Annotated in this window: 27 protein-coding genes and 1 other RNA gene; 14 read left to right on the top strand and 14 right to left on the bottom strand. The window is 36.7% G+C overall.

Features of this window, described 5'->3' with window-relative positions; all coding sequences use genetic code 11:
- Nucleotides 1–599: 599 nt before the first annotated feature.
- Both rnpB and rsmI read right to left on the bottom strand, forming a co-directional pair.
- Nucleotides 600–983: RNase P RNA component class A (gene rnpB, locus B0X80_RS17395), an RNA gene on the bottom strand.
- A gap of 57 nt (nt 984–1,040) precedes the next feature.
- Nucleotides 1,041–1,889, bottom strand: a complete 849-nt coding sequence (gene rsmI, locus B0X80_RS17390) for a 16S rRNA (cytidine(1402)-2'-O)-methyltransferase (RefSeq protein WP_077342603.1) — start codon at nt 1,887–1,889, stop codon at nt 1,041–1,043.
- Nucleotides 1,890–2,026: 137 nt separating this feature from the next.
- Here rsmI and B0X80_RS17385 point away from each other — a divergent pair, with 137 nt between their 5' ends.
- From B0X80_RS17385 to dolP, 4 genes are read left to right on the top strand one after another with little or no spacing between them, the layout of a single operon-like run.
- On the top strand, nt 2,027–3,817 hold the full coding sequence (locus B0X80_RS17385; RefSeq protein ID WP_175623976.1) for a penicillin-binding protein activator: 1,791 nt from the start codon (nt 2,027–2,029) through the stop codon (nt 3,815–3,817).
- Complete coding sequence (locus B0X80_RS17380) at nt 3,786–4,178, top strand: YraN family protein (protein WP_077342599.1); 393 nt, start codon at nt 3,786–3,788, stop codon at nt 4,176–4,178. The genes B0X80_RS17385 and B0X80_RS17380 overlap by 32 nt, the downstream gene beginning before the upstream one ends.
- Before the next feature lie 24 nt (nt 4,179–4,202).
- Nucleotides 4,203–4,793, top strand: coding sequence for a phosphoheptose isomerase (locus B0X80_RS17375; RefSeq protein WP_076417250.1), 591 nt, complete (start codon nt 4,203–4,205; stop codon nt 4,791–4,793).
- A 1-nt stretch (nt 4,794) separates the two neighbouring features.
- A complete protein-coding gene (gene dolP, locus B0X80_RS17370) occupies nt 4,795–5,364 on the top strand; it encodes a division/outer membrane stress-associated lipid-binding lipoprotein (RefSeq protein ID WP_077342597.1) in 570 nt (189 codons plus the stop codon).
- Nucleotides 5,365–5,434: 70 nt separating this feature from the next.
- On the opposite strand, the gene B0X80_RS17365 is transcribed toward dolP, so the two are convergent.
- The 8 genes from B0X80_RS17365 to zapE form a co-directional block, all read right to left on the bottom strand.
- Nucleotides 5,435–5,875, bottom strand: coding sequence for a ClpXP protease specificity-enhancing factor (locus tag B0X80_RS17365; protein ID WP_245825487.1), 441 nt, complete (start codon nt 5,873–5,875; stop codon nt 5,435–5,437).
- Nucleotides 5,875–6,516, bottom strand: a complete 642-nt coding sequence (gene sspA, locus B0X80_RS17360) for a stringent starvation protein SspA (protein ID WP_076417252.1) — start codon at nt 6,514–6,516, stop codon at nt 5,875–5,877. The genes B0X80_RS17365 and sspA overlap by 1 nt, the downstream gene beginning before the upstream one ends.
- A gap of 85 nt (nt 6,517–6,601) precedes the next feature.
- Complete coding sequence (locus B0X80_RS17355) at nt 6,602–7,300, bottom strand: cytochrome c1 (protein ID WP_077342595.1); 699 nt, start codon at nt 7,298–7,300, stop codon at nt 6,602–6,604.
- On the bottom strand, nt 7,300–8,562 hold the full coding sequence (locus tag B0X80_RS17350) for a cytochrome b (RefSeq protein ID WP_077342593.1): 1,263 nt from the start codon (nt 8,560–8,562) through the stop codon (nt 7,300–7,302). Before B0X80_RS17350 ends, B0X80_RS17355 begins: the two co-directional genes overlap by 1 nt.
- Entirely contained in the window at nt 8,562–9,152 is a 591-nt protein-coding gene (petA, locus tag B0X80_RS17345; RefSeq protein ID WP_077342591.1) for a ubiquinol-cytochrome c reductase iron-sulfur subunit, read from the bottom strand. Before petA ends, B0X80_RS17350 begins: the two co-directional genes overlap by 1 nt.
- Nucleotides 9,153–9,607: 455 nt before the next feature.
- Nucleotides 9,608–10,000, bottom strand: coding sequence for a 30S ribosomal protein S9 (gene rpsI, locus B0X80_RS17340; protein WP_077342589.1), 393 nt, complete (start codon nt 9,998–10,000; stop codon nt 9,608–9,610).
- Nucleotides 10,001–10,003: 3 nt separating this feature from the next.
- The gene (gene rplM, locus B0X80_RS17335; RefSeq protein WP_076417257.1) at nt 10,004–10,432 is read right to left on the bottom strand and encodes a 50S ribosomal protein L13; all 429 of its coding nucleotides are present in this window, start codon (nt 10,430–10,432) and stop codon (nt 10,004–10,006) included.
- Nucleotides 10,433–10,632: 200 nt separating this feature from the next.
- Nucleotides 10,633–11,748 (bottom strand): cell division protein ZapE, encoded by a 1,116-nt coding sequence (zapE, locus tag B0X80_RS17330; protein WP_077342586.1) that lies wholly within the window; start codon nt 11,746–11,748, stop codon nt 10,633–10,635.
- A 206-nt stretch (nt 11,749–11,954) separates the two neighbouring features.
- Between zapE and B0X80_RS17325 the strand changes: the two genes are divergently transcribed.
- Together B0X80_RS17325 and B0X80_RS17320 are read left to right on the top strand one after the other, a co-directional pair.
- The gene (locus B0X80_RS17325) at nt 11,955–12,431 is read left to right on the top strand and encodes a Z-ring associated ZapG family protein (protein ID WP_077342584.1); all 477 of its coding nucleotides are present in this window, start codon (nt 11,955–11,957) and stop codon (nt 12,429–12,431) included.
- A gap of 71 nt (nt 12,432–12,502) precedes the next feature.
- Nucleotides 12,503–13,864: a Do family serine endopeptidase gene (locus B0X80_RS17320; protein ID WP_077342582.1), complete on the top strand. Its 1,362-nt coding sequence runs from the start codon at nt 12,503–12,505 to the stop codon at nt 13,862–13,864.
- Between the two features lie 119 nt (nt 13,865–13,983).
- On the opposite strand, the gene hemE is transcribed toward B0X80_RS17320, so the two are convergent.
- Nucleotides 13,984–15,051: a uroporphyrinogen decarboxylase gene (hemE, locus tag B0X80_RS17315; protein ID WP_077342580.1), complete on the bottom strand. Its 1,068-nt coding sequence runs from the start codon at nt 15,049–15,051 to the stop codon at nt 13,984–13,986.
- Between the two features lie 994 nt (nt 15,052–16,045).
- On the opposite strand from hemE, the gene B0X80_RS17310 reads away from it, so the two are divergent.
- Nucleotides 16,046–16,525 (top strand): LEA/WHy family protein, encoded by a 480-nt coding sequence (locus tag B0X80_RS17310; protein WP_077342578.1) that lies wholly within the window; start codon nt 16,046–16,048, stop codon nt 16,523–16,525.
- A gap of 19 nt (nt 16,526–16,544) precedes the next feature.
- On the opposite strand, the gene B0X80_RS17305 is transcribed toward B0X80_RS17310, so the two are convergent.
- Nucleotides 16,545–18,611, bottom strand: coding sequence for an alkaline phosphatase D family protein (locus B0X80_RS17305; RefSeq protein WP_089024908.1), 2,067 nt, complete (start codon nt 18,609–18,611; stop codon nt 16,545–16,547).
- 158 nt (nt 18,612–18,769) lie between these two features.
- Between B0X80_RS17305 and B0X80_RS17300 the strand changes: the two genes are divergently transcribed.
- Nucleotides 18,770–19,675 carry a S1/P1 nuclease gene (locus B0X80_RS17300; protein WP_175623975.1) on the top strand — a complete coding sequence of 302 codons (906 nt, stop codon included), beginning with the start codon at nt 18,770–18,772 and terminating at the stop codon, nt 19,673–19,675.
- A 106-nt stretch (nt 19,676–19,781) separates the two neighbouring features.
- Entirely contained in the window at nt 19,782–20,243 is a 462-nt protein-coding gene (gene rsd, locus B0X80_RS17295; RefSeq protein WP_077342574.1) for a sigma D regulator, read from the top strand.
- A 127-nt stretch (nt 20,244–20,370) separates the two neighbouring features.
- Here rsd and fkpA read toward each other — a convergent pair whose 3' ends face one another.
- Nucleotides 20,371–21,123 carry an FKBP-type peptidyl-prolyl cis-trans isomerase gene (gene fkpA, locus B0X80_RS17290; protein WP_076417265.1) on the bottom strand — a complete coding sequence of 251 codons (753 nt, stop codon included), beginning with the start codon at nt 21,121–21,123 and terminating at the stop codon, nt 20,371–20,373.
- A gap of 164 nt (nt 21,124–21,287) precedes the next feature.
- Here fkpA and B0X80_RS17285 point away from each other — a divergent pair, with 164 nt between their 5' ends.
- The gene (locus tag B0X80_RS17285; protein WP_077342572.1) at nt 21,288–22,229 is read left to right on the top strand and encodes a WD40 repeat domain-containing protein; all 942 of its coding nucleotides are present in this window, start codon (nt 21,288–21,290) and stop codon (nt 22,227–22,229) included.
- Nucleotides 22,214–22,453, top strand: a complete 240-nt coding sequence (locus tag B0X80_RS17280; protein WP_245825486.1) for a SlyX family protein — start codon at nt 22,214–22,216, stop codon at nt 22,451–22,453. Before B0X80_RS17285 ends, B0X80_RS17280 begins: the two co-directional genes overlap by 16 nt.
- A gap of 6 nt (nt 22,454–22,459) precedes the next feature.
- Here the strand turns inward: B0X80_RS17280 and B0X80_RS17275 are convergent, their stop codons facing one another.
- Nucleotides 22,460–22,654 carry a YheV family putative zinc ribbon protein gene (locus tag B0X80_RS17275; protein ID WP_281253028.1) on the bottom strand — a complete coding sequence of 65 codons (195 nt, stop codon included), beginning with the start codon at nt 22,652–22,654 and terminating at the stop codon, nt 22,460–22,462.
- Nucleotides 22,655–22,766: 112 nt separating this feature from the next.
- On the opposite strand from B0X80_RS17275, the gene B0X80_RS17270 reads away from it, so the two are divergent.
- The 3 genes from B0X80_RS17270 to B0X80_RS20660 all read left to right on the top strand — a co-directional run bounded on the left by B0X80_RS17270 (nt 22,767) and on the right by B0X80_RS20660 (nt 25,781).
- Nucleotides 22,767–24,677: an ATP-binding cassette domain-containing protein gene (locus tag B0X80_RS17270; RefSeq protein WP_076417269.1), complete on the top strand. Its 1,911-nt coding sequence runs from the start codon at nt 22,767–22,769 to the stop codon at nt 24,675–24,677.
- 146 nt (nt 24,678–24,823) lie between these two features.
- Nucleotides 24,824–25,564, top strand: coding sequence for a tetratricopeptide repeat protein (locus B0X80_RS17265; RefSeq protein ID WP_077342570.1), 741 nt, complete (start codon nt 24,824–24,826; stop codon nt 25,562–25,564).
- 88 nt (nt 25,565–25,652) lie between these two features.
- Nucleotides 25,653–25,781 carry a DUF3149 domain-containing protein gene (locus B0X80_RS20660; RefSeq protein ID WP_076417271.1) on the top strand — a complete coding sequence of 43 codons (129 nt, stop codon included), beginning with the start codon at nt 25,653–25,655 and terminating at the stop codon, nt 25,779–25,781.
- Nucleotides 25,782–25,830 lie beyond the last annotated feature (49 nt).

Below are 25,830 nucleotides of genomic sequence, written 5' to 3'. Positions count from 1 at the left end.
TTAGCGGATAGGACAATCATTCGTCTTGTTTAATTAACTTTATTTCAAACACAAAAAAAGCCTCAACATTTCTGTTAAGGCTTTCTCTTGTAATTGGTGAGCTGACCACAAGCCGCTGAGTTTAGGTTTAGCGGATAGGACAATCTTCGTCTTGTTTAATTAACTTTATTTCAAACACAAAAAAAGCCTCAACATTTCTATTAAGGCTTTCTCTTGTAATTGGTGAGCTGACCACAAGCCGCTGAGTTTAGGTTTAGCGGATAGGACAATCATTCGTCTTGTTTAATTAACTTTATTTCAAACACAAAAAAAGCCTCAACATTTCTGCTGAGGCTTCCTCTTGTAATTGGTGAGCTGACCGTAAGCCGCTGAGCTTAGGTTTAGCGGATAGGACAATCTTCGTCTTGTTTAATTAACTTTATTTCAAACACAAAAAAAGCCTCAACATTTCTGTTAAGGCTTTCTCTTGTAATTGGTGAGCTGACCGTAAGCCGCCGAGTTTAGGTTTAGCGGATAGGACAATCATTCGTCTTGTTTAATTAACTTTATTTCAAACACAAAAAAAGCCTCAACATTTCTATTAAGGCTTTCTCTTGTAATTGGTGAGCTGACCGTAAGCCGGGTTTTGTCTAGGACAATCATTCGTCTAGGCCTTAAATCGCTCTAAGGCTCAAGCAACCTACCCGGTTTCAACGCGAGCCACGCCATATGAAACCCTATTTGGTCTTGCTCCGGGTGGAGTTTACCCTGCAACCAACTGTTACCAGTGGTCCGGTGCGCTCTTACCGCACCCTTTCAGCCTTACCTGTTCCGCAAGCGGTCATCGGCGGTCTTCTCTCTGCTGCACTTGTCGTCGGCTTGCGCCGCCCAGGCGTTACCTGGCACCCTGCTCATTGGAGCCCGGACTTTCCTCCCCTCTACCCGTATACTTAATGTCGAAACATGAAATACAACGATAAAGCAGCGATTGTCTGGTCAACTCGCGCCGCATTCTACAGTAAAGCGTCGCTATCACCAATAATAAAATAGTTTATTTGCGCTTAGTCTTTTAGCGACAAAGCAATATCGTAAAGTGCATTTTTCTTCACACCGTAAATTTCTGCGGTTATTGCACATGCTGTTTTAGGTTTCATTTCTTTCAACAAAAGCTTTAAGGTATCAATAACTTTAGGAGATATCGCATTAGGATCAACTTTATACCCTTCAATAATTAATACCATTTCACCTTTTAATTGATTCGGGTCTTCATTCAACCATGCCAGTAAATTTTCAGCTGTATCTGAATAAATCGTTTCAAAGGTTTTAGTTAATTCACGCGCAATAACAACGTAACGCTCTCCACCTAAAACAGTCACAATGTCTGATACGGTATCTATCGCTCGTCTGGGTGCATCATAAAACACCATGGTTCGTTCTTCATTCGCTAGCTCTGATAATGTTGCTTGGCGAGCACCTGATTTAGACGGTAAAAAACCTTCAAATGAAAATCTATCGGTAGGTAAGCCTGCTACAGACAATGCAGCAATAGCGGCACATGCTCCTGGAATAGGAGATACTTTTAATTTTTGTTGGCGACAGTACCTAACTAGATGAAAGCCTGGGTCACTGATCAGTGGCGTACCTGCATCAGAAACAAGCGCAATACTTTTCCCTTCAGATAACAAATTACCAATATGCTCTTGTCGTTGACGTTCGTTATGATCATGCATCGACATTGTTCTATTTTTAATACTATACGCCGATAATAGTTTTTGAGTATGGCGAGTATCCTCACATGCAATTAAATCCACTTGACTAAGAACGTCTAAAGCTCTTTGAGAAATATCAGTTAAGTTGCCAATTGGTGTGGCTACAATATACAAAGTGCCTGCGTCGATAGATGTTTGCATGTAATATGTTCGCTTTAGTTGAGACTAACGTGGATGACGTTTATTATAAGGGTATATTATAAAGCATGGATTGATGATAAGTGACCCAAACAACATTATATTTTTTTTCAAAACGGATTTTATCAGTTTTTATAACCGTGCTGATAGTTTCAAGTTGTGCTACACCTAAAAAAGTAAGCAAATCAACTCCGCCAGTTACGATAAATAAAATATCAGAAGTAACTGAACAAACGGTTACGGCTAGCGATTATTTACGCCAAGCAGAAAAGGCATCCCCACAAGCAGCTATAGCGTTAATGCTAAAAGCAGCTAACACCTATAATACCGAGAAAAAACCAGTAAAATCATTATGGCTCGCGGGCGAACTCCACAAGTTACCTTTGAGTGACTCACAAAACTTTGAAACGCTTCTAGTAAAAGCAGCAAGTTTACTTGCTTTAAATAAACTTAAAGATGCAGAAGAACAGCTATTACTTGCAAACAAGCTTATAGACGAAAATCGAATCGCAGCTAACTACCAATATTACCGCTTAGCTTCTGTTATCGAAAAAAATAAAAATAACCCTATCCGTTCAAACTCTGCTGCTTTACTTGCCTTTAGTTTAAACGATAACGTAGTTACCGACGACATAATGAATTTATGGAATAATTTAAGCACCCTCTCTAGCTGGGAATTACAACAGTTAAAAAAACAACAACTACCTTATTTTGATGGTTGGTTAGATTTAATTACCAAAGCGAATAAATGGGGAGACAACAAATTTATACTCGATCAACAAATCATTAAATTTCAATCGCAATATTCTAATCACCCAGCTAACTTTATTGCTGAACAACTACTACTTGTAAGTGAAATTGAAGCGCCTTTAGTTAAAAATATCGCCGTATTACTCCCCCTTTCAGGGCAACACAAAAGTATTGGTGAAATAGTTCAACAAGGTGTTTTAGCGGCATACACAAATAACGACATTAGCTTAACTTTTATTGATACCAACAAGCTCGACTTCACTACACTCGGTTTACGTTTTACTGACGAAGAAATAGATCATGTTATTGGGCCAATTCTAAAGCCCAACGTTGATCAGTATATTGCGCAAGCCGATATTGAACTGCCTTCATTATTATTGAATATTCCCACCTTAGATATATTAGGTGTGAATCACTTTGCCTTTTCAATGAAAAGAGAAGATGAAGCAATTCAAGCAGCAACCGTACTGTCGAACAAAAACTACAAGCACCCTGTGTTATTTTCAACACAAGACAATGTCAGCAGAAAAATAGCCTCATCTTTTGCAAATAAATGGCAGTCTTTAACGGGGACTATGCTTGAAGTTGTAATACTTGAAGCTAATGAAAACATGCAAAAGTCACTCAAATTAAGTTTAGACATTGATGTAAGTAAAGCTCGAATCAGAAACCTTGAAGCACAAATAAGACAAAAAATAGAAACTGAAAATCGTAATAGACGTGATATCGACATGATATTTATTGCCGCTCCCACTACACATACGCGCTTAATAAAACCATTTATAGATGTGAACACCAGTACCTATTCAAATACAATTCCTATGTTTGCAAGCTCGTTAAGCTATGACGGTTCAAATGATGATGCAGAGATCAGAGATTTAGCAGGGCTAACTTTTTCAGAAATCCCTTGGCTTTTAGATAGCCAATGGCAAAACAAAGAAGCCAACACAACAAGCCAAAATTTATGGCCTAACCGATCTGAAAGTTTACAACGTATTTATGCACTAGGTTACGACAGCTTATTTGTGGTATCTAAACTAAAACAACTGAAAGAACTCCCATATTTACGACACTACGGACAAACAGGAGAATTAAAAATGGGAGCAGATAATATTATTTCTCGAAGCCTTCTCTGGGGACAATACACTAATGGAACAGTTAAAGAAGTGGATATGGAATAAAAAGCAAACCACTACAGATACAGGTAGAATAACGGAAGATTTTGCCTCTGAATATTTAATTTTACAAAATTTAACATTATTGGATCAAAATTTTCATAGCAAGTACGGTGAGATTGATCTTATTATGCTTGATAACAACATGTATGTGTTTGTAGAAGTAAAATATCGAAAAAATGATCAATTTGGCGGTAGCTTAGTTGCTGTAAGTCCAAGCAAACAACAAAAATTGCGCCTTTGTGCTAAATATTATCTGCAACAAAAGCAATTAAATGAATATAATACACCTTGTAGATTCGATATAGTCGCATTAGAAGGTGACATAAAAAACCCTAATATTAACTGGCTTAAAAATGCCTTTTAATACCTAACGGAACTTAATAACGCCATGTTAGAAAGAATAAAAAGTAACTTTACACAAAGTATTCAAACCAAAATTGCAGCGAGTGAAGTGCTTGCAGGCCCTATTGAACAAGCAAGTACAATTATGGTTCAAAGCCTTTTAGCTGGAAACAAAATCCTCTCTTGTGGTAATGGCGGTTCTGCAGGTGATGCTCAGCATTTTTCAGCTGAATTACTTAACCGATATGAAACTGAACGTCCACCATTACCGGCTATCGCATTATCTACTGACACATCAACGTTAACTTCAATCGCTAACGATTATCACTATGATGAAGTTTTTTCTAAGCAATTAAGAGCCTTAGGCAATAGTGGGGATGTGTTATTAGCCATATCAACCAGCGGTAACTCTCGTAACGTAATAAAAGCAATTGAAGTTGCTGTATCTAAAGATATTCCTATTATTGCACTTACGGGTAAAGACGGTGGCGATATAGCCGGTTTATTAGGTGAAAACGATGTTGAAATACGTGTTCCTTCAGCACGAACGGCACGTATTCAAGAAGTACATCTACTTGTTATACATTGTCTGTGTGACATCATAGACACAACTTTATTTCCACAAGCGGAAGATTAATATGCGCTTCAAAAAAACCGTACTGGTATTAACCTGTATAGGTATTTTACAAGGCTGTGCTGCAGCCGCTGTTGTCGCGATTGTTGGTGGTGCAAGCGTTGCAACCGACAATCGCACGTTAGGTAAACAAATTGATGACCAACGTATTGAACTGGTTGCTCATAATGAACTCACTAAGCTTACAGAGCTACATGAGTATACAAATATTCAAGTAGTTAGCGTAAATGGTAGCGTATTAGCTGTTGGGCAATCCCCTAATACAAGACTACGCGATTTAGCCATGCAAACGTTGAGCAATATTAATGGCGTTTTAAAAGTACATAACCAAATAAGAATTGGTAATACTGTTTCAGCAACAACAAAAAGTAACGACTTATGGTTAACTTCAAAAGTAAAAGCTGCCCTACTTGCTAACGAAAATATAAGTGCTGCAGATGTAAAAGTAGTAACCGAAAATGGTGAAGTATTTTTAATGGGCTTATTACCAGAGAACCATGCAAATATTGCGGTTAATGTTGCTCGTAACATTAGTGGTGTTAGCCGAGTTTATAAAATGTTTGAATATTTATAGCTACCTCTCACAATTTTTAGACACAAAAAAAGCAAGCGAGTCGCTTGCTTTTTTATTACGCCTAAATAGACTATTTAATGACTTTTAGCGTAGCCCCACCTTTCGGTTTAGCTTTAGATGAAGTGCTTTGCTTAGAGTTATCAACACTTTTCAGCGTTGCCCTAGGCTCTTCTTCTACATCAACGGGGTGTTCAATGGGTAACGAAGTACCAGCACCCGTTTCTTTCGCGTAAATGGCACCTATTGCGCCATAAGGCACAACAATATGCTCGAGCTTACCACCAAATCTAGCACTAAACTCAATAGTTTCTCCGCCTAACGAAATAACGCCTATAGCACCACCAGATATATTAAGTACTATTTGCCCGTCAGTAACGTAGCCCATAGGAACCAATACACCGTAAACATTTACGTCTACCATGATATAAGGAGTTAACTCATTATCAGAAATCCAATCATAATAAGCCTTAACAATATAAGGCTTATTAGATGTCATTTTAACGTCAGACACTATACTGGATTTCCAAAGCGTAATTCACGCTCAGATTCAGTTAAAGATGCTTGGAAAGATTCACGTTCAAATACTTTCAGCATATATGTTTTTAATTCTTTTGAACCTTGACCGTCAAGTTCAATACCTAAAACAGGTAATCTCCATAATAACGGAGCTAAGTAACAATCCACTAAACTAAACTCTTCACTCATAAAGTATGGCGCTTCATTTAAAATAGGAGCAACACTTAATAAACTTTCTTTAAGCTCTTGGCGTGCTTTAGTCGCCGCTTCAGCAGGACCATTATAAATAATTTTAGCTAAGCTATACCAATCTTGCTCAACTCTATGCATCATTAAACGGCTTCTACCACGTGAAACTGGGTAAACAGGCATTAATGGTGGATGAGGAAAACGTTCATCTAAATATTCAATAATAATACTTGCTTCATATAACGCTAATTCTCTATCAATAAGCGTTGGAACAGTACCGTATGGATTTAGGTCTAGTAAGTCTTCCGGCAGGTTTGCCAAATCAACTAGGTGTATGTCTACACCAACACCCTTTTCTGCTAATACGATGCGTGTTTGATGACTATACATATCATCAGCATGTGAATATAAATTCATAACAGAGCGCTTGTTTGCAGTTACGGCCATTTTGACTCCCAAAATTCTATAAATAAAAACTAACAAAGGGGGCACAAAGCCCCCAATCAAGAAAGATACAATACACAGCTATAAACTAATGTACATCTCTCCAATATTCTTTCTTCAATAAGTACGCAAAGATCAAGAAGATAAATAGAAAACCGATAACCCAATAACCTAAGCTTTTACGCTCAAGTTTGTTTGGTTCAGCGGTATATTCTAAAAAGTTGGTTAAATCTCGAACAAAAGCATCGTACTCTTCTTCCGTCATTGATCCACCTTTTGCTTCACCTAGCTCACCATGTTCATTAACGGTACGAACACCTTGTAAGCCTTGTAAAACATGCGGCATACCAACATCAGGGAAGACCTTGTTATTTACACCAAACGGACGGTTCTCATCAGCATAGAAAGAACGCAAGTAAGTATAAATATAATCAGGGCTTCTAAAACGAGCTTCCAATGTTAAATCAGGCGGCGTGCTACCAAACCAAGCCGCTGCATCTTTAGCTGGCATAGTATTTAGAATATGATCACCGGATTTTTCGCCTGTAGGCATCCAGTTTTTAACACCTTCAGCCTCTTCAATACCTAAATCTTTAAACGTACGATTATAACGTTGATATTGCAGTTGGTGACAACCTAAACAATAGTTTAAGTAAGATTCAAAACCACGTTTAAGTGATTCTTTATCTGATAAATCATTTTCCGCTTTGTCTAGATGTAAGCTAGAACCTGCAGCGATAGCAAGCATAGGAGCAAGCGCTAATAAAGCTAAAATTAACTTTTTCATTATCCTGTTACCCTCTCTGGAACTGGCTTAGTTTTCTCACCTTTACTATAAAACCATAGGAAGACGAAGAAACCAAAATAGCCTAAAGTTGCAAGTCTACCAATTAGGTTAGCTAGATCAGAAGCTGGCATAGTACCTAAAACACCTAACGCAACAAAACAAATAGCAAATTGAGTTAAGTTTAAAAGATGTAATTTACTACGGTAACGGAATGAACGAACAACACCACGGTCAAACCAAGGTAAAGCGAATAACATACCTATTGCAGCAAACATCGCAATCATACCTAATAATTTATCAGGAATAACACGTAGTACGGTGTAGAAAGGTCCAAAGTACCAAACAGGAGCAATATGCTCAGGCGTTTTTAAGCCATTAGCAGGCGTAAAGTTTGGCGGCTCAAGGAAATATCCACCACCTTCAGGGAAGAAAAACATTACCCAAGAGAATAAAATTAAGAAAATAACAACGGCTACCAAGTCTTTAACTGTGTAGTAAGGGTGGAAAGGTATCGCATCAACAATGTCATACTTTTTAGTATATTGCTCATGGAAAGTAAACTTAGATAACTCTTCAGGTTTCATACTACCTTTAGGTTTTTTAATATCAGAACCATCAGGGTTGTTAGAACCTACTTCGTGTAATGCTAAAATGTGTAAAAACACAAGAATGACAAGAACAAGTGGTAAAGCAATAACATGCAGCGCGAAGAAACGGTTTAACGTAGCACCAGAGATAACATAGTCACCCTTGATCCAAATTGTTAAATCTTCACCAATGCCAGGAATAGCACCGAATAATGAAATAATTACCTGTGCCCCCCAGTAACTCATGTTACCCCATGGTAATAAATACCCCATGAATGCTTCAGCCATTAGTACTAAGTAAATTAGCATACCGAAGATCCATAGAAGTTCGCGTGGTTTCTGGTAAGAACCATACATAACACCGCGGAACATATGTAAATAAATAACAATGAAGAAAGCTGAAGCGCCCGTAGAATGCATATAACGTAGCAACCAACCGTAGTCAACATCGCGCATAATATATTCAACAGAAGCAAAAGCACCATCACCTGATGGTTCGTAATTCATTGTTAACCAAACACCTGTAAGTATTTGGTTTACTAAAACAACAGTCGCTAAAATACCAAACACATACCAAAAGTTGAAATTTTTAGGTGCTGGATATTGGATAGCATGTTTATTCATGGCATCCATGAATGGTAAACGTTTCTCGATCCAAGCCATAAAGCTATTCATTATGCTTCTCCTGGTGCAACACCAATAAGTAAGGTGTCTTCAGTTGGGAAAGAGTGATCAGGAACTACCAAGTTTAACGGTGCAGGAACGCCTTGGAATACACGACCAGCCATATCAAATTTAGAACCATGACATGGACAGAAAAATCCATTTTTAACACCCGTAACAAACTCTTCAAAATCACCTTTATGATGAGTTGGAGCACAACCTAAATGAGTACAAACACCTAACGCTACCATAAACTCAGGTTTAATTGAGCGGTAAGGGTTAGTAGCATAAGCAGGTTGTTGAGCTTCATTCGACTCTGGGTCTCGTAATAGATCATCATGCTTAGGTAACGCATTGATAATTTCATCCGTACGACGAATTATATAGACAGGTTTACCACGCCATTCAGCACGGATCATTTGGCCTGGCTCAATTTTGCTTACATTAACTTCAACCGGCGCACCAGCAGCTTTCGCTCTAGCACTTGGGTTCCACGAGCCAATGAAAGGCACAGCTACACCAACTACACCTACACCACCAACTACAGAAGTAGCCGCGGTTAAAAAGCGTCGTCGGCCGTTATTAACGGGAACATTGCTCATTCAAGATCTCCAATTAGTATTCAATTATTACAACGATAATTTTTATTATTTAAACAAAAATTTAATTTCGGTTGTTTAATTAAACTAGCGACAAAAAAATTTTTACGATCATAAAGAAATCAGTGTTTTTTTACAAGGTAAATCAACAGTTATGGCGAATCAATTTACTTAAAACAGACCATAGTTGAGAATGATTCTCAATCAGGATGTATTGATGATTTATTGCCTCAAAAAAACAGACCAATCTGTATAAAAAAAGACTAAATTTATTAAATTAATACACATTAATATTCGTATTTAACCGACTCCAATTACTAGCCTAGTCTATTTTGATGAACTATCGAAAAAAATAAGAAGTACTACGATGAGAAATCACAACTTTAAATAAAAGCTGAAAATCAGACATAAAAAAACCAGCATAAGCTGGTTTTTTGAATATAACGTATAGGTAAATATTAACGTTTTGAAAATTGTGGCTTTTTACGAGCCTTGTGTAAACCAACTTTCTTACGTTCAACTTTACGAGCATCACGAGTAACGAAACCAGCTTTACGTAATTCACCACGTAAAGTTTCATCGAACTCCATTAATGCACGAGTAATACCGTGACGAATTGCGCCCGCTTGACCAGAAATACCACCGCCTACAACAGAGATATTGAAGTCAAACTTCTCAAGCATTTCTACTAATTCTAATGGTTGACGAACAACCATACGAGCCGTTTCACGACCAAAGTAAACAGAAATGTCACGCTTGTTAATTGTAATTGCACCGTTACCAGCTTTCATAAACACACGAGCAGTTGAGCTCTTGCGACGACCAGTACCGTAATATTGATTATCAGCCATTGCTTAAAGCTCCAAAAGTTGTGGTTGTTGTGCAGTATGTTTGTGCTCAGCACCCGCATACACTTTTAGCTTGCGATACATTTCACGACCTAAAGGACCTTTAGGTAACATGCCTTTAACCGCTAATTCGATAACACGCTCAGGAGCTTTTTCAATTAACTTTTCAAAGCTAATTTGCTTTAAGCCACCAACATATTCAGTATGCGAGTAGTAAATTTTACCTTTCGCTTTGTTACCTGTTACACGTACTTTCTCAGCATTGATAACAACGATGTAATCGCCAGTGTCAACATGAGGAGTATATTCTGCTTTGTGCTTTCCGCGTAAACGGCTAGCAATTTCAGTAGCGATACGACCTAAAGTTTTATCTTCGGCGTCCACTAAGAACCATTCGCGTTCAACGCTTTCTGGTTTAGCTACAAAAGTTTTCATTAAGAAACCCAATTATATAAATGTTACTTTAAATAGTGATCAATTAACTCAATCACTGGTTAAAAGACTACGCTGTACCCCTTCGAGTATCGAGTCCGTGCCTGATATTCAAAAACACCAGGCCTTTGTAACGCAGGGAGCGCGGATTATACAGAAGTTTTTCAAGAATAAAAAGGTTAATTTTTAAACTTTAGTACAAATTACGGAATATGTTCACTCGCAAGATAAGTATGAGACTGCATCTCTTGTAATCGACTCAAACAACGTTTGAATTCAAAGCTTAATCGCTCGCCACTATATAGCTCTTCTAAAGTAACTTCAGCAGAAATTATCAGTTTAACGTTTCGTTCGTAAAACTCATCTACAAGTGCAATAAAACGCCTAGTGGTATCGTCGTGATCTGTTGTCATTTGTGTAACATTAGCCATTAATACGGTATGGTATAGCTTACTAATTTCCATATAGTCACCTTGGCTACGTGCACTTTCACATAAAACAGAAAACTCAAAATGCACAACACCTTTCGATTCTTGAACAGCAAGTAAGTCTCGATTATTAATTACAATGGTTTTATCACTCGTACCTTTTTCTACAGAAAGTTGATTGAAATAGGTATTTAAATTACTACTCGCCTGTTCATCTAATGGGCAATGATAAATTTCAGCTTGTTCTAACGTTCTTAAACGATAATCAACACCGCTATCAACATTCACAATTTCACAATGTTCGTTAATTAAATTAATCGCAGGGATAAATCGGGCTCGTTGTAAACCATTTCGATACAGATCGTCAGGTACAATGTTAGATGTCGCAACTAAAGTAACCTTTCTTGCAAAAAGTTCTTCAAATAAAGTACCTAAAATCATGGCATCAGTAATGTCTGAAACAAAAAACTCATCAAAACAAATAATACAGGTTTCTTTTGAAAAACGTTCTGCAATAATTTTAAGAGGGTCTGATTGGCCATGAAGTGTTTTTAATTCTTCATGCACACGATGCATAAAGCGATGAAAATGCACTCGCATTTTATTGTTAAAAGGTAGGCAATCATAAAAAGTATCAACTAAATAAGTTTTACCACGACCTACACCACCCCAAAAATATAAGCCTTTAATCGTTACTGGTTTTTGTTTGCTATACGTTTTTTTCCAACCACTTAGTACTTTTTTAAAACCAGAAACAGGAATGGGCTTATTTTGTAAGTCTTCAAATAACCTTTGTAAGCAATTTACCGCATGTTCTTGTGCAGCATCATATTGAAATCCTTCTTGCTTTAAATCTGCGTTATATTTTTCTATCGGGGAGCTTTTTATCATACAATGGCCATTCATAATTACTAATATTGCTTTTAAGACACATTTTTAACTAAAAATGCTTGAAAATTAATTTTTAGTAAACATATTCAATATATAAAGAAAGATCAGTATAACAAGGCAAAACAATAATTTTAAACTAATCTCACAACTTTCGTGATGAGAGTAACGTTTAAATTTTCATTTCATTTATCTAAGGTAGTTTTTGTATGACAGTTATAATCGGTTTAGCAATTTTTATTGGTGGCGCACTACTAGGATTTATTTTAAATAAAACCATGAGCAACACTTCACAAGAGAACAAAGAATTAAGTAACAAAGTAAACCAAAGCGAACAAGCCTTAGAACAATATAAAGCCAACGTAGCTGAGCATCTTGAAAGTTCAGCCAAGTTACTTGAGCAAATGCACTCAACATGTAAAGACGCTATGGTTCAAATGGCACAAAGCACAAAACTATTACAAGAAGCCACACCAGAAGAGTCTTCTGCTATGCCTTTTTTCTCACAAGAAACACAAGAACAATTAGCACAAACCGTACAATTAAGACATAAAGAATCTGACCGTAAAAACGACGTAGCAATCACCGAAGCACCACTTGATTACTCAGGTAATCCAAGTGGTTTATTTAAAGACCAAACACAAAGTGTTACAAATCCTGAACAGAATAAAAAGGAACTTAGTTAGATAATACTAACTCTGACTCTACATATTTTTATTTTATATTTCGTTTAAATATTTTAGGAGCTATTCACTATATGAAAAAACTTTCTCTTATTATTAGTACTGCTTTGCTTTCAAGTTCTCTTGCGTTAACCACATTACCGGTAAATGCTAATTTACCTTTTGCAGTAAGCGGTGAAGCATTACCTAGCCTTTCTCCCATGTTAGAAAAGGTAACCCCTGCTGTTGTACTCATTTCAGTTAAAGGCACTCACGAGGTAAAAAACAACGTACCTGAAGCATTCAAATTCTTTTTTGGTAAACCCGGAGGTAGAGGCGCTCCGCAACAAGAACAAGAATTTAGAGGTTTAGGTTCTGGCGTAATCATTGATGCAAGCGAAGGCTATATAGTAACTAACAATCACGTAATTTCAGAAGCTGACGAAATTATTGTTACATTAAAAGATGGCCGTCAATTAGAAGCAAAAAAGATTGGTAGCGATGAATACAGTGATATCGCCCTACTACAAATAGATCACGAAGACTTAACCGAAATCAAATTAGCCAACTCAGACAACTTACGCGTAGGTGACTTTGCCATAGCGATAGGTAGTCCATTCGGACTTGGTCAAACTGTTACATCAGGTATTGTAAGTGCATTAGGTCGCACAGGGTTAAATAGCGAAAACTATGAAGACTTCATTCAAACTGATGCGGCAATCAACAGTGGTAACTCGGGTGGCGCATTAGTCAACCTTAGAGGCGAACTGATTGGTATTAACACCGCTATTTTAGGTCCAAGTGGTGGTAACGTAGGTATTGGTTTTGCCATTCCTAGCTCAATGGTTAACAACCTAGTAAGCCAAATAATTGAATTTGGTGAAGTTCGCCGTGGCATGTTAGGTGTGCAAGGTAGAAGTGTAACCAGCGATATTGCCAAAGCAATGGAGCTAGAAACCAACCAAGGTGGTTTTGTTGAGCAAGTAACTCCAGGTTCAGCTGCTGAAGAAGCAGGCATTAAAGCCGGCGATGTTATTACTAAAGTAAACGGCCAAATGGTTAAATCGTTTAGCGAATTACGAGGAAAGATTGGTTCTATCGGCGCAGGTAAAAAAGTAAAAATTACCGTAGTACGTAAAGATGGTAAAGAGAAAACCTACAAAGTTACCCTTAAAAAGTCTGAAACCGCCAATGTTGAAGCTGAAAGTATTCACCGTATGCTTGAAGGTGCTGAATTAGAAAACAGCAATAACGGTAAAGGTGTAGACATTGCAGAAGTTGAGAAAAACAGCCCTGCGGCTATTGCCGGATTACGTTCAGGTGACATGATTATTGGTGTTAACCGTATGCGCATTACCAACATTGCAGAGCTGAGAGCTATTCTGAAAAAACAAGATAGCGTATTTGCTTTAAACATTATTAGAGGTAACTCAAGCTTATACTTGATGATCCGTTAATAAAGTTAGTTGCGGTTAGTACCTAAAACTGCAAACATTAAAAAAGGAGCCTCGGCTCCTTTTTTGTTTCACACAACAACATAGAAATAAATTGTGTTATTAAATAATTTTACATCAGCTTACTTATGGTAAGGCTTACTTAAACGATGAACCGACTCAATAAAGTGACCCGCATGTTCAGGGTTTACATCTGGGTGTATACCATGCCCTAAATTAAATACATGACCTGTACCACCATTACCAAAGCCAGCTAAAATCTTAGCAACTTCTTCCTCAATACGCTCAACCGGAGCATAAAGCATTGAAGGATCCATATTACCTTGTAAAGCAACCTTATCGCCTATTCTCGCTTTCGCTGATTCAATATCAATAGTCCAATCTAAACCAACGCCATCACAACCTGTAGCGGCAATATCTTCTAACCACATACCGCCATTTTTAGTAAATAATGTAACAGGAACTTGTCGACCGTCAGCATGACGCGTTAAACCATCAACAATTTTAGCCATATACTGTAAAGAAAAATCTTTATAATCACGAGGAGACAACACACCGCCCCACGTGTCAAATACCATTACAGATTGAGCACCCGCAGCAATTTGAGCATTCAAATAACTAATAACAGAATCAGCTAACTTGTCTAATAATAGGTGTAATGATTGTGGATCTGAAAACATCATTTTTTTGATTTTAGTAAAAGCTTTAGAACTTCCACCTTCAATCATATAAGTTGCTAATGTCCATGGGCTACCCGAAAAGCCAATTAACGGCACACTGCCATTTAATTCTTTTCTAATAGTACGCACAGCATTCATTACATAACCTAATTCATCTTCAGGATCAGGTATACCAATTTTTTCTATATCGGCTCTACAAGTAATTGGACGTTCAAATTTAGGACCTTCGCCTGTTTCAAAATATAAACCTAACCCCATAGCATCAGGAATAGTTAAAATATCACTAAATAAAATAGCCGCATCTAATTTAAATCTACGAAGAGGTTGAATAGTTACTTCACATGCTAACTCAGCATTACGACAAACCGACATAAAATCACCAGCACCTTTACGCACTTCTCTGTATTCAGGTAAATAGCGTCCAGCTTGCCTCATCATCCATACAGGAGTGTAATCTACTGGTTGGCGTAATAAGGCACGTAAATAATTGTCATTTTGTAATTCAGTCATCAAAGAAAGTCTCTATTATTAAGTGCTAATATTCTAACACTACAATTTTTTTTCTTCTATATTCACAATAAAAACAAATCATAATTTACGTTATTGACCTAACTGGTTTTTTATTAAACGGCTGTAATTATTGCAATTAATTAATTAACAATAATTTAACGAATAAAAAACATACTAATGTACGAAAATAGTCGTGGTGTATATACTCTATTAAAGTTGTTGCATAGCCTAGATCCCTTTGCTATAAATTGTCCCGTGCTAACGAATAACAACAATAAATAGTAACAAATAATAACAATAATAAAGTAGTATCAATAATAAGAAGCTTGATTTACAAGCCAATACAGCGAGCATTTATGGCCTTACCTTTGGTAAGGCCTTTTTATTTGTAACCATTTATTTTTAAACGTTAAAAATAAATGGTGCTGTAAATGTTTGATAAGATATAGAACAACTAAGCATTAATAAAAATTCAATTCCCTCTAAAAAATGACACGTAAAATTGCCTACTTATTAGTAAGAACTAACTCACAATAAAAAGTTCAATTTAACCTCAACATTGCACAAAAAACATCACCATTATCTAACCTTTTTCAACGCTAATGTTAAAGCTGACTTTGTAATATGTTAATTGGATTTACGTAGCAATCATTCAAATAACAGTAATAGCTCCCACATAATTTGATAAAAATCTAAAATTACCTTTAATCACCCTCTTATTTATTGACCTCATGTTTATAAAAACAAGAAACATCAACACGTCTTCGTCTCATGTCGATACTGTAAACATGACGACTACAATTAGATTTTTAATCACAAACTTAACTTTACAACTTATTGTGCACTTCAACACAAAAGCCCCCACGCTTATACTAAGAATGTAATCACCTCTATTAATCTCTCTCCCCCAACACTTATTCTCGAATTTAAAAAGGCTGCGTGCTACATTAGCTTTTTGATTAACACACTATTTACTACCTTAAGGAATTATATAATGCGTACATGGAGTATGTTTTTCGCTTTATTTTGTATTTTGCTTACCAGTTGCGCCAGCATTAACCCCATTAAAACGCCTGAAGTGAGCTTGCTGAGTATTGAACCATCTAAAACAAAAGGGTTTTCTCAATACTTTACGTTGAAGTTATTAGTAACTAACCCTAACAGTTTTGATTTAGCAATTGATGACGTGATGTTTAACTTAACAGTGGCAGATAAAAAGGTGATGGCGGGTTCGTCTAATTCGGTGCCTTTATTAAAAGCCAATAGTGAAACAGCGGTTGCGTTAAGTGCCAATGTCGGTTTGTTTGATTTACTACAGTTACTGGCTTATTTTAGCGAGCATCATCAACAAGAAATAAAATACAACTTAGCGACTACAATCGACCCAAGTGGTTTTATCCCGTTAACAGTGAATCGTGAAGGAGTATTAAGCGATGAGTTGTTGTCAGGCATTAAACGAGGTAAAAAAAGATAGGTTAAGCTTTGTTTAGCCGCTAATCTTCATCTGAGTCGTATTCGATAAACTCGATAGTTCTACCTTGCGAAGTGATAAACTCTGTTATCACTTCGTCATTTTCCTTATTCAATCTTAATACCCCAATACCACTGCCGTTAAATAAATGCCTATTAGTTTCAGTGTTTGGTTTTCGTACCCGTATTTTCATGCGTCTACGTTTGGTAAACCAGTTAAGGGGCGAGTAGGTTGAATACAGTACTTTGTTTAATTTTTCTAATACGGTTAGTAAAGCCTCAGGAAAAGTATTTTTAATACCGCTGCAGGTTACTTGTATTATTTTGGCGCTATTTTTTCTGAATCGGTGAGTTACTTCGTATACAAATGAATAATGTACATCGCCTGATAAAATAATAAACTTAGGTGGTGTTTTAGGGTTTCTGAATATGTTTAATATTACATTGGCGGTACCTGAGTGTGCCATCCAGTTTTCGGCATCAACCGCTAGTGGCTTGCCGCATAAGGTAAATATACGTTGTATGGTTTCAATAAGCTTTACGCCGTAAATAGGAGCAGGAGACACTACAATAACACTCGGTTCTTTTATAAGTTCTTGCTGAAAGTCTGACAGCGTTTCCCAATCCATTAATCCTGATGGTTTATTCTCATTACTTTCTGATCGCCAGCGTTGTGTGCGTGTGTCTAACACTACAATTTTAGGTGTGGTGTTTAAGTTGTAGTTCCACTGTTCAAAATCAAATAAAACGTCTATTAATTCGGCTTTATGCTCACGTTTTTTAGAGCTAAAGTATTGAGTTTGATTTGTAACTAAGTCTGTAAATTTATTAGGTGCGTTGCCCCAACCTTGGCATAACCAGTAGCCGATAAGGGCGTTTCCAATAATTTGTTTAGCAAATGGGTTGGTGTAAGCGGCCTCTTCCCAGCCACGCGTTAAATTCCAATCGTCAGTAATATCGTGATCATCAAATATCATGTAAACGGGTACGTGCGCCATTGCCCTTCTTACTTCGTATAGCCCTTGATGAAAATCTGTGATCACCTCAAGCTCTTTTTTATAAACCGCTTGTAATGCTTGCGATAAATTAGGCGGCGGTGTGGCTAATTTTACTTTTTCCCACAGTTCTGGTGACCATGTTAATAAATACATCGCCATAACTTCTGACAAGGTCATTAAATGATTATTTACATGTACTGAGGTAAAAATGGCCTGTGTTTTGTCACCAAAAAGCGTGCGCTGCGTATGTGTGGGTAAAAGGTGTTGTCGTTGATAATAACAATGCTGATGTTTAAATAATGATTGGCTATTGGTTACTTGGCTCTTATTTAGCTCGGCATCTAACTCAAACTCTTCGTTGTACAAACCTAACATGTCGATAACTTGATGAATCGCGTTAAGTGTTGGCCCAGCGACATCGTCTGCATAGATTTGATCGCCCGACATAATGAGCATTGAAGGTCTATTATCAACGTCAGACGTTTGTAAAACACAATCAACTTGTTTTAAACCGTCTTCACTTTTGTAATGGGGTTTTCTACAAGAACCATGTAAAAGGTTTTCAATGTTTGGCTTAATAACCAAGTTAGGCAACTTTTTATCTGGGTATAGCAAATGAGATAACTCGGTAATACTTTCTGTTTTACCGTTATGTGCTGAAGTTATAATGTCGTACGATAATAAAGTGTTTTCTGGAAAAGCACCTTCAGAACAATAATCTTCAGCCACTATAGTAATTAAATTAATAAATGCTGATTCACCTATTTGGATTTGTTGTAACTGGCTAGTATTTACTTTTTTATTGGTATTTGGACTCGTTGATTCTGTTTTAGATGAATCTATTTTTGAAACGCTTAGTTTAGTCTCAAATAAAAACAGGTGTGAGTGTTCACTTACGCTATCAACATTTTTTAACTTTTCTCCATTATTACTGCGATACAGCTTAAACGTAAAATCGTAAGCTTGCGTGGTTACCAGCCAAAAGTTAAGTTGCGATACATCACAATGTCGTACAACAGGACCAGCGATAATTGAAGAGTTCAATTTCGCAAATTCAGTAGTTAAAGGTTCTAGTATAGAAGCAGCAGCCAAGTTATTCACTTTGTAAAGTTTAGTTCATGATAAAGGTTAACTTTAGCTATATTACGTACGATATAAATTTTGTCTACGTAAGCTAACGGTTTTCTTGTAATATTTAATATTGAGTTAATTAGCCACTTAGCGATAAAATCCATAAAGGAATGTTACCCATGCAAGTTCGTTCAAAAATCAATTTACCTGTAATACTGGTATTAAGTTTTTTCTTATTATTTACTCAGCAGGCTTTTGCGTTAGGTAAAGTTGGCCATAAAGTTATTTGTCAGGTGGCTTTCGATCATTTATCGCCTAGTACACAAAATAAAGTAAATATCTTATTAAAAGAGTTACCCAAGCAAGATCAAAAGCTCATTAATAAATACAATTATAAAAGTGCAAGTTCTGCTATTTCATTTGCAGACACGTGTACTTGGGCTGATGCGATTAAAAAAGACAAATCTTACGACAAATACAAAAAATGGCATTACGTGAATGTAGCCCGAAATCAAACCAAGGTTACCCCTCAAACCTGCCAAAAAAACTGTGTTACTTCAGCCGTTACACTGCACAAAAAACAATTAAAAGAATTACCTACCTCATGGAAAAAGCTACAGGCAATGATGTTTTTAGGCCATTGGCTTGGCGATATTCATCAGCCAATGCATGTTAACTTTGCGAGTGATATGGGCGGTAATCGCACTAAAATATCAATCGAACATGCTAAATGTAATAACATGCATTGGTTATGGGATGAATGTTTGCTGTATCCAAAATCAAAAACGAATAATGCAGCGCTATTTACGCGCTTACACAATAACTTGTCTAACCAATGGGAAAAGTCGCCTATTACTACATGGCAAAAAGATTCTGTTTACACATGGGCAACTGAATCATTAACGATTACTCGTTTACCCAGTGTTTTATATTGCACTATAGATGAAAAAAACTATTGTATAGCTACAACAAAAGGCATTACAAAGTTACCGAGTAATTATCAAAAGAATCACAAAATAATATTAGAAAATAGAATGTTACAGGCCTCTGCTCGTTTAGCTAATGTATTAGAGCAGTCTTTATAGTTAATATAACACCTCTGTTCACTCATCTGATCAGGTGTTATTTTGTTGCTTTTTTAAACAACGTGAACAATGCTTACTTTTCTATGGCAATAGTTAAGGACGAAGTATGCAAATTAAAACAGAGATTATTAATCACGTTTTGGAGCTAAATGAGCAAACAATTAATAACTGGCTATTAGAAAGACATAAAGTATTAATAGCATATTGTGACCTCGCTGGACTTACTCCTAATGAACAAAATGAGGGTGCGTTACCACAAAATTTTTACATTAAACATTTTTGTCAAATATTAATGGACTACATTTCAGCAGGCCATTTTGATATTTTTGAAAAAATAATAAGCGCGTATCAGTATTCCGCTTACGACAGCACTCCTTATTTACATGAGATTTACCCTAAAATACTTGTATCAACTGATTTAGCCTTACAGTTTAACGATAAATACGCCGAAACCATTATAGAAGAACACCTAAATGCGTTTGACGATAATTTATCACTTTTAGGTAAACATTTAGAGCAACGTTTTGAATTAGAAGACAGTCTTTTACAAAGTGCTTCAATAAACTAAATATCAATAAAGCATGTGATTAATGCGTTTGGTATAAAATAAGTAAAAGCGCACAAAAAAACGAGCTATTAAAGCTCGTTTTTTATTGTAAAACATAATATTAAAACATTATGTTTACACTACTGAATTACTCGCCTACTTGCGCTGGAGCTTCTGCTTTTTGAATTTCTAATAATTCAATTTCAAATTCTAATACTGAGTTACCCGGAATACGTGGAGGACTACCCGCTGGTCCGTATGCTAGGTCAGAAGGAATAGTAAATTTATATTTAGAACCTACAGGCATTAATTGTACGCCTTCAGTCCAACCTGGAATTACACGGTTTAATGGGAATACAGCAGGTTCGCCACGGTCGTATGAACTGTCAAACTGTTCGCCATTAATTAAAGTACCTTTGTAATGAACTTTAACGGTATCTGTAGCTGCTGGCTTATCGCCTTCACCTTCAGTGATTACACTGTATTGAATACCTGATTCAGTAACCATTACGCCTTCTTTTTTAGCGTTAGCTTCTAAGTAAGCCACACCTTCAGCTTTGCTTGCTTCAGCTTCTTTAGTTGCAAGTTCTTGCTGCTTAGCTTTCATTTGCTGATCTAAACCCATTAAAATGGTTTGAATTTCTTCTTTTTCTATTTGAGATTTACCCGCTAAGCTATCAGTAAAACCTTTTAAGATAATGTCTTGGTCTAACGTAACGCCCATTTTAGTTTGTTCTTCAAGGTTACGATCCATATACATACCAATTGAAGCGCCTAAGCTGTATGCTTGTTTTTGTACATCAGTATCAAGTACTAATTCTTTTTCTACAGGTGCCTTTTCTTGACAGCCCATTACAGCAACAAGTGCAACAGCGACTAAAGTCGGTTTAAAAAATCTCATTTATTTCTCCATATGCTTGCCCAGTAGGAATATATCCGCTAAGACAACGTTTTTAGTTATGTATTGTTAATCATTGCGGCTTATACTAACGATAAATACCGACAGTGAAAAGTATTAATATTTTGTATAAATGTAACAGATGGTATCTACCCACAATATTGATAATGATATTGAGTGCTTGCCAACCAAATTCAAGTACACCTATTGAACGTTGGCAACATTCCGTTAAAGGCGCTTATGCGGCAAATATTTCAAATAATGGTCAATATAGCGTGGTATCTTCTATTCATCATGGTATTAGTTTGTGGGACTTAGAAAAAAACGCATTAAAGTTTAACTGGTCGCAACAACAAGACAGTGCCGACAATTTAGTGCTGGCTATCGATATTTCAAACGACAATCGCTATGTATTAACTGCCAGCAGCAAAAACTTTGCTTTATGGAATATAACTAATGGTCAGTCTGAAGGGTATTGGCAGGTACGAGACTCGACCATAAGAGATATCGCCCTATCTAATAACGGTGAACACGTACTTGTAGGAAAAACTAACGGTACAGTTTTACACGTAACGATTGATTCAGGTAGACGATTAGAATTTTTAGGTCACACAGAAAAAGTAAACTCTGTTGATATGTTACCCAATGGCAGAATAGCACTTTCGGGTGCGAACGATTTTGTTGCTTATGTATGGGACACTTTATCGGGCCAAGTTATTTATCGTTTTAATCACCCAAGCAGAGTCACCAAAGTGGCTTTAGATCCTAAAGGTAGATATGCCTTTACTGCCGACAGTAAAAAAGACGCTAATATTTGGGATTTAAAAACAGGGAAGCTTATCAGTCAATTACAATATACCAACAGACAAGAAGTATTTAGCTCCATTCAGTTTTCTGACGACGGCACTCAATTACTCACCGGAGCACCTTCGCGTAAGGTTAGTTTATGGGATATAAAAACTGGTAAACGTAAAGAAAGTTGGCATGTAACGCCAAGAGATGACATTAGACCTGCCGGCGCGGTTGTTTACAGCGTTGCTTTTCGGGATAATAGCCACATTATTACTGAAAGCTCTTCTGGATATGCCGAATTGTGGCAAATAAAATAATTATGCCTGAAACAAATTTAGAACAACGTATTGAAGCATTAGAATCACGTAACGCTTTTCAAGACGACGTCATTGAACAACTTAATGACGAGATAACCGTTCATCAATCTCAAATAGCAGAATTACAGCACCAATTAACCTTAATTGCTGCTCGTATTAAAGACTCGTCTACGCCTCAACAATCAAGCGAACAAGACATTGAGCCACCGCCACCTCATTATTAGCAGGGCTTAATCTTGCTTGAACACACCTATAACCTGTTCATAAGGTCTAACTTCTTTGGCAACTTGCTCTTCTGGTTGTGTCATGGTTTCGCCACAAGTAACACACGTTACTTTTTCAACACCTTGTTCTTTCGTTAAAGACAAGGTGTCCATAGCTTTACACTTTGGACAAATTGCACCCGCAATAAAACGTTTTTTCAAAATAGAAACTCTTTTATTAAATTAAGTTTATTCAAGACACGTATTTTACCTTGAATAACACCTATAGGAAAAGCGACAATACCCATCTTAACTTTAAAGAAGGAATAATACATTGATTACTGCCAACGATTTAGGCTTAGACCGAGGTACAAAAAACCTCATTGCAGGGTCTAGCTTTACTATTCATCCTAATCATAAAGTAGGATTAGTTGGTGCGAATGGATGTGGTAAATCTTCTTTATTTGCAGCATTGCTTGGCGATCTTCAACCGGATACTGGCGATTTATCTATGCCAAGTAGTTGGAGTATAGCTACCGTAAAACAAGACACGCCCGCGTTAGAACAGTCTGCCCTTGATTATGTAATGGACGGCGATAAGGAATTTCGTCAACTTGAAGCAAAATTAGAACAAGCACGAGCAGACGATAACGGTGCACTTGAAGCTACCATTATTAATCAAATAGATACCATTAACGGTTATAGTTTACCTGCAAGAGCTGGGGAGTTATTACACGGTTTAGGTTTTTTACAGCCACAACTGGCAAACCCAGTAAAAGCCTTTTCAGGTGGTTGGCGAATGCGTCTAAACTTAGCACAAGCCTTGATCAGCCGCGCGGATCTGTTATTACTTGATGAACCCACTAACCATTTAGACTTAGACGCGGTTATTTGGTTACAGCGGTGGCTAAAACGTTTTACTGGCACTTTAGTGCTTATTTCTCATGATCGTGATTTTCTTGATGATGTTATCGGCCAAATTCTTCACATAGAGCACAAACAAGCTAAGTTATACGCAGGTAACTACACTGCTTTTGAAAGACAACGCGCTGAACATTTAGCTCAGCAAGATGCGCAATTCCAGAAACAACAAAAAGAAGTGGCTCATCTCACCTCGTTTGTTGACCGTTTTAGAGCAAAAGCCAGTAAAGCCAAACAAGCGCAAAGTCGTTTAAAACGATTACAAAAACTACCTGATTTAGCGCCAGCACATGTAGACAGCCAATTTACGTTTAGCTTCGAAAAGCCTGATAGCTTGCCTTACCCGTTACTTTCATTAACAGATAGTGACTGTGGTTATAATCAAGAAACCATTATTTTAAGCTCAGTAAACATGACGCTAGTACCCGGTAGCCGCATAGGATTATTAGGGCGAAACGGTGCAGGTAAATCAACGTTAATCAAATCTTTAGCAGGCGAACTTGCGCTAATGCAAGGCGAACGTTACTGCGCACAAGAACTTAAAGTCGGTTATTTTTCGCAGCATCAGCTTGAACAATTACATATGGCTAGCTCAGCAATTGATCACATATTACGTGCTAAACCTGAAAAAACATTATTAGAAGCTCGCTCGTTTTTAGGTCGTTTTGGTTTTAGTGGCGACCAAGCCTTAGATTCTGTTGGTACAATGTCGGGTGGCGAAAAAGCACGCTTAGTGTTAGCGCTTATCGTATTAGAAAAGCCACAGTTACTATTACTTGATGAACCCACCAACCATTTAGATTTAGAAATGCGCCAAGCCTTAGTGCTTGCTCTGCAAGACTTTGACGGCGCTATTATATTAATTGCTCATGACAGGTACTTACTTGAGTCGTGTGTTGACGAATTTTATATCGTTGCCAATAATGCTGTGCAAGATTTTGATGGTGATATTGATGATTACCAACAGTGGCTAAACGACGAGAAAAAGCTCACCCTTAAAAATGCTAAAACAAACACAGGTAACAGTGATAACGATTCAAGCGTTGATAAAAAACAGCAACGCAGAGAACAAGCTGAACTAAGAAAAAAAGCAGCACCACTCAAAAAACAAGCGGATAAATTTGAAAAAAAGGTTACGCAATTTCAGGCAGAATTAGACGAAGTTGAGGCCATATTAGCCGACCCCGATATTTACCAAGCAGAGCACAAAGCGCGTTTAAATGAGCTTATTAAAAAACAAGCTCATTTAAAATCTGAAATTGAAGAAAACGAAATGCAATGGCTTGACTTAGAAGAACAAATTGAAGCTATTATGTCTGAATAAACAAGTTAAAAATGTCGCAAGATTAATGTCAATATTGTTGCTACACTGTAATTAATACGTAAAAATATTTATATATTATAAAACACAATTGGTTCATTTAACTATTTATTGTATATCAACATATACAGATGAATAAGGAGTAAATAATGAAAACGCGTTCACTACTATGTTTCTTTTTCAGTTTAGCCACCAGTTTTTCAGCTTTTAGTTATGATGGCGATTTAGAGTTAGGAATTTTTCAATTAAACCGCGGGGAATTTAAAGCAGCGATAAAAGAGTTTGAACCCCTTGTTAAAGAAGGTTATTCGCCGGCTCAATATCAAATGGCATTAATTTACCAAAACGGTTACGGCGTTCAAAAAAGCGTAACTAAAGCATTTGAATTATTCTCTTTAGCTGCATCGCAAAACTACCCTGATGCACTATTTAGCCTTGCTCTTATGTATTCGGCTGGTGAAGGTGTAACCAAAGATTTAAAAACTGCATTTACATTAACGGAAAAAGCCGCTAATAAAGGTTTAGCCAGAGCACAGTTTAATTTAGGCGTTATGTATTACAACGGTGAAGGTGTAAGCCATGATTACTTAAAAGCTTCTCGCTGGTATCAAAAAGCCGCAGACCAAAATTATGCTTTAGCTCAATTCAACCTAGCATTAATGTATTTTGAAGGTAAAGGTGTACCTAAAAGTAATGAAAAATCTTACCTTTGGAATATTATTGCATACAAAAATGGTTATGCTTTAGCGAAAAAAAGCTTAGAAATGGACGAACGTAACTTAGGTTCAGACACCATTAAAGAAGTGAGAGAAGAGGCTGTTCGTATACGTACACAAATCGTTAAACGACAAGAAATCAAAGCTAAAATAGCTAATCAAAAAGCTTATTAATAAGTAAAAAACTATTGATCTACATCATCATATAAACCAGTTGAGTTAGTTAAAATGTGTTTAAGCTTTTAACTAACGAGAGGTTCTTATGAACGTTTTCAGCCTATTATTGAGTGACCCTGTCGCTGTATATTCACTGGTTGGTTTACTCATTTTATTTGGTATTTGTGGATTTTATGTTTTCTATTTTATGAAAAAAATTCATGATAATGGATAACTTAACACTAACGACCTTACACAATAAACAAATCATAAATAACGTGTTA

The organism is Pseudocolwellia agarivorans (genome assembly GCF_002000085.1).
Classification (GTDB): Bacteria; Pseudomonadota; Gammaproteobacteria; order Enterobacterales; family Alteromonadaceae; genus Pseudocolwellia; species Pseudocolwellia agarivorans.
The sequence above is the reverse complement of the archived record's forward strand: the minus strand, read 5'-3'. Positions and strand labels throughout refer to the sequence as shown.

What these genes read in the sequence shown, in the direction of transcription:
- B0X80_RS17350 (WP_077342593.1), bottom strand. Translation starts at nt 8,562, where the DNA reads ATGAATAGCTTTATGGCTTGGATCGAGAAACGTTTACCATTCATGGAT.
- zapE (WP_077342586.1), bottom strand. Translation starts at nt 11,748, where the DNA reads ATGATAAAAAGCTCCCCGATAGAAAAATATAACGCAGATTTAAAGCAA.
- B0X80_RS17310 (WP_077342578.1), top strand. Translation starts at nt 16,046, where the DNA reads ATGCGTACATGGAGTATGTTTTTCGCTTTATTTTGTATTTTGCTTACC.
- rpsI (WP_077342589.1), bottom strand. Translation starts at nt 10,000, where the DNA reads ATGGCTGATAATCAATATTACGGTACTGGTCGTCGCAAGAGCTCAACT.
- rplM (WP_076417257.1), bottom strand. Translation starts at nt 10,432, where the DNA reads ATGAAAACTTTTGTAGCTAAACCAGAAAGCGTTGAACGCGAATGGTTC.
- B0X80_RS17265 (WP_077342570.1), top strand. Translation starts at nt 24,824, where the DNA reads ATGAAAACGCGTTCACTACTATGTTTCTTTTTCAGTTTAGCCACCAGT.
- B0X80_RS17380 (WP_077342599.1), top strand. Translation starts at nt 3,786, where the DNA reads ATGGAACAGTTAAAGAAGTGGATATGGAATAAAAAGCAAACCACTACA.
- dolP (WP_077342597.1), top strand. Translation starts at nt 4,795, where the DNA reads ATGCGCTTCAAAAAAACCGTACTGGTATTAACCTGTATAGGTATTTTA.
- B0X80_RS17285 (WP_077342572.1), top strand. Translation starts at nt 21,288, where the DNA reads ATGATATTGAGTGCTTGCCAACCAAATTCAAGTACACCTATTGAACGT.
- B0X80_RS17355 (WP_077342595.1), bottom strand. Translation starts at nt 7,300, where the DNA reads ATGAAAAAGTTAATTTTAGCTTTATTAGCGCTTGCTCCTATGCTTGCT.
- rsd (WP_077342574.1), top strand. Translation starts at nt 19,782, where the DNA reads ATGCAAATTAAAACAGAGATTATTAATCACGTTTTGGAGCTAAATGAG.
- B0X80_RS17325 (WP_077342584.1), top strand. Translation starts at nt 11,955, where the DNA reads ATGACAGTTATAATCGGTTTAGCAATTTTTATTGGTGGCGCACTACTA.
- B0X80_RS20660 (WP_076417271.1), top strand. Translation starts at nt 25,653, where the DNA reads ATGAACGTTTTCAGCCTATTATTGAGTGACCCTGTCGCTGTATATTCA.
- B0X80_RS17375 (WP_076417250.1), top strand. Translation starts at nt 4,203, where the DNA reads ATGTTAGAAAGAATAAAAAGTAACTTTACACAAAGTATTCAAACCAAA.
- fkpA (WP_076417265.1), bottom strand. Translation starts at nt 21,123, where the DNA reads ATGAGATTTTTTAAACCGACTTTAGTCGCTGTTGCACTTGTTGCTGTA.
- B0X80_RS17300 (WP_175623975.1), top strand. Translation starts at nt 18,770, where the DNA reads ATGCAAGTTCGTTCAAAAATCAATTTACCTGTAATACTGGTATTAAGT.
- B0X80_RS17320 (WP_077342582.1), top strand. Translation starts at nt 12,503, where the DNA reads ATGAAAAAACTTTCTCTTATTATTAGTACTGCTTTGCTTTCAAGTTCT.
- petA (WP_077342591.1), bottom strand. Translation starts at nt 9,152, where the DNA reads ATGAGCAATGTTCCCGTTAATAACGGCCGACGACGCTTTTTAACCGCG.
- rsmI (WP_077342603.1), bottom strand. Translation starts at nt 1,889, where the DNA reads ATGCAAACATCTATCGACGCAGGCACTTTGTATATTGTAGCCACACCA.
- hemE (WP_077342580.1), bottom strand. Translation starts at nt 15,051, where the DNA reads ATGACTGAATTACAAAATGACAATTATTTACGTGCCTTATTACGCCAA.
- sspA (WP_076417252.1), bottom strand. Translation starts at nt 6,516, where the DNA reads ATGGCCGTAACTGCAAACAAGCGCTCTGTTATGAATTTATATTCACAT.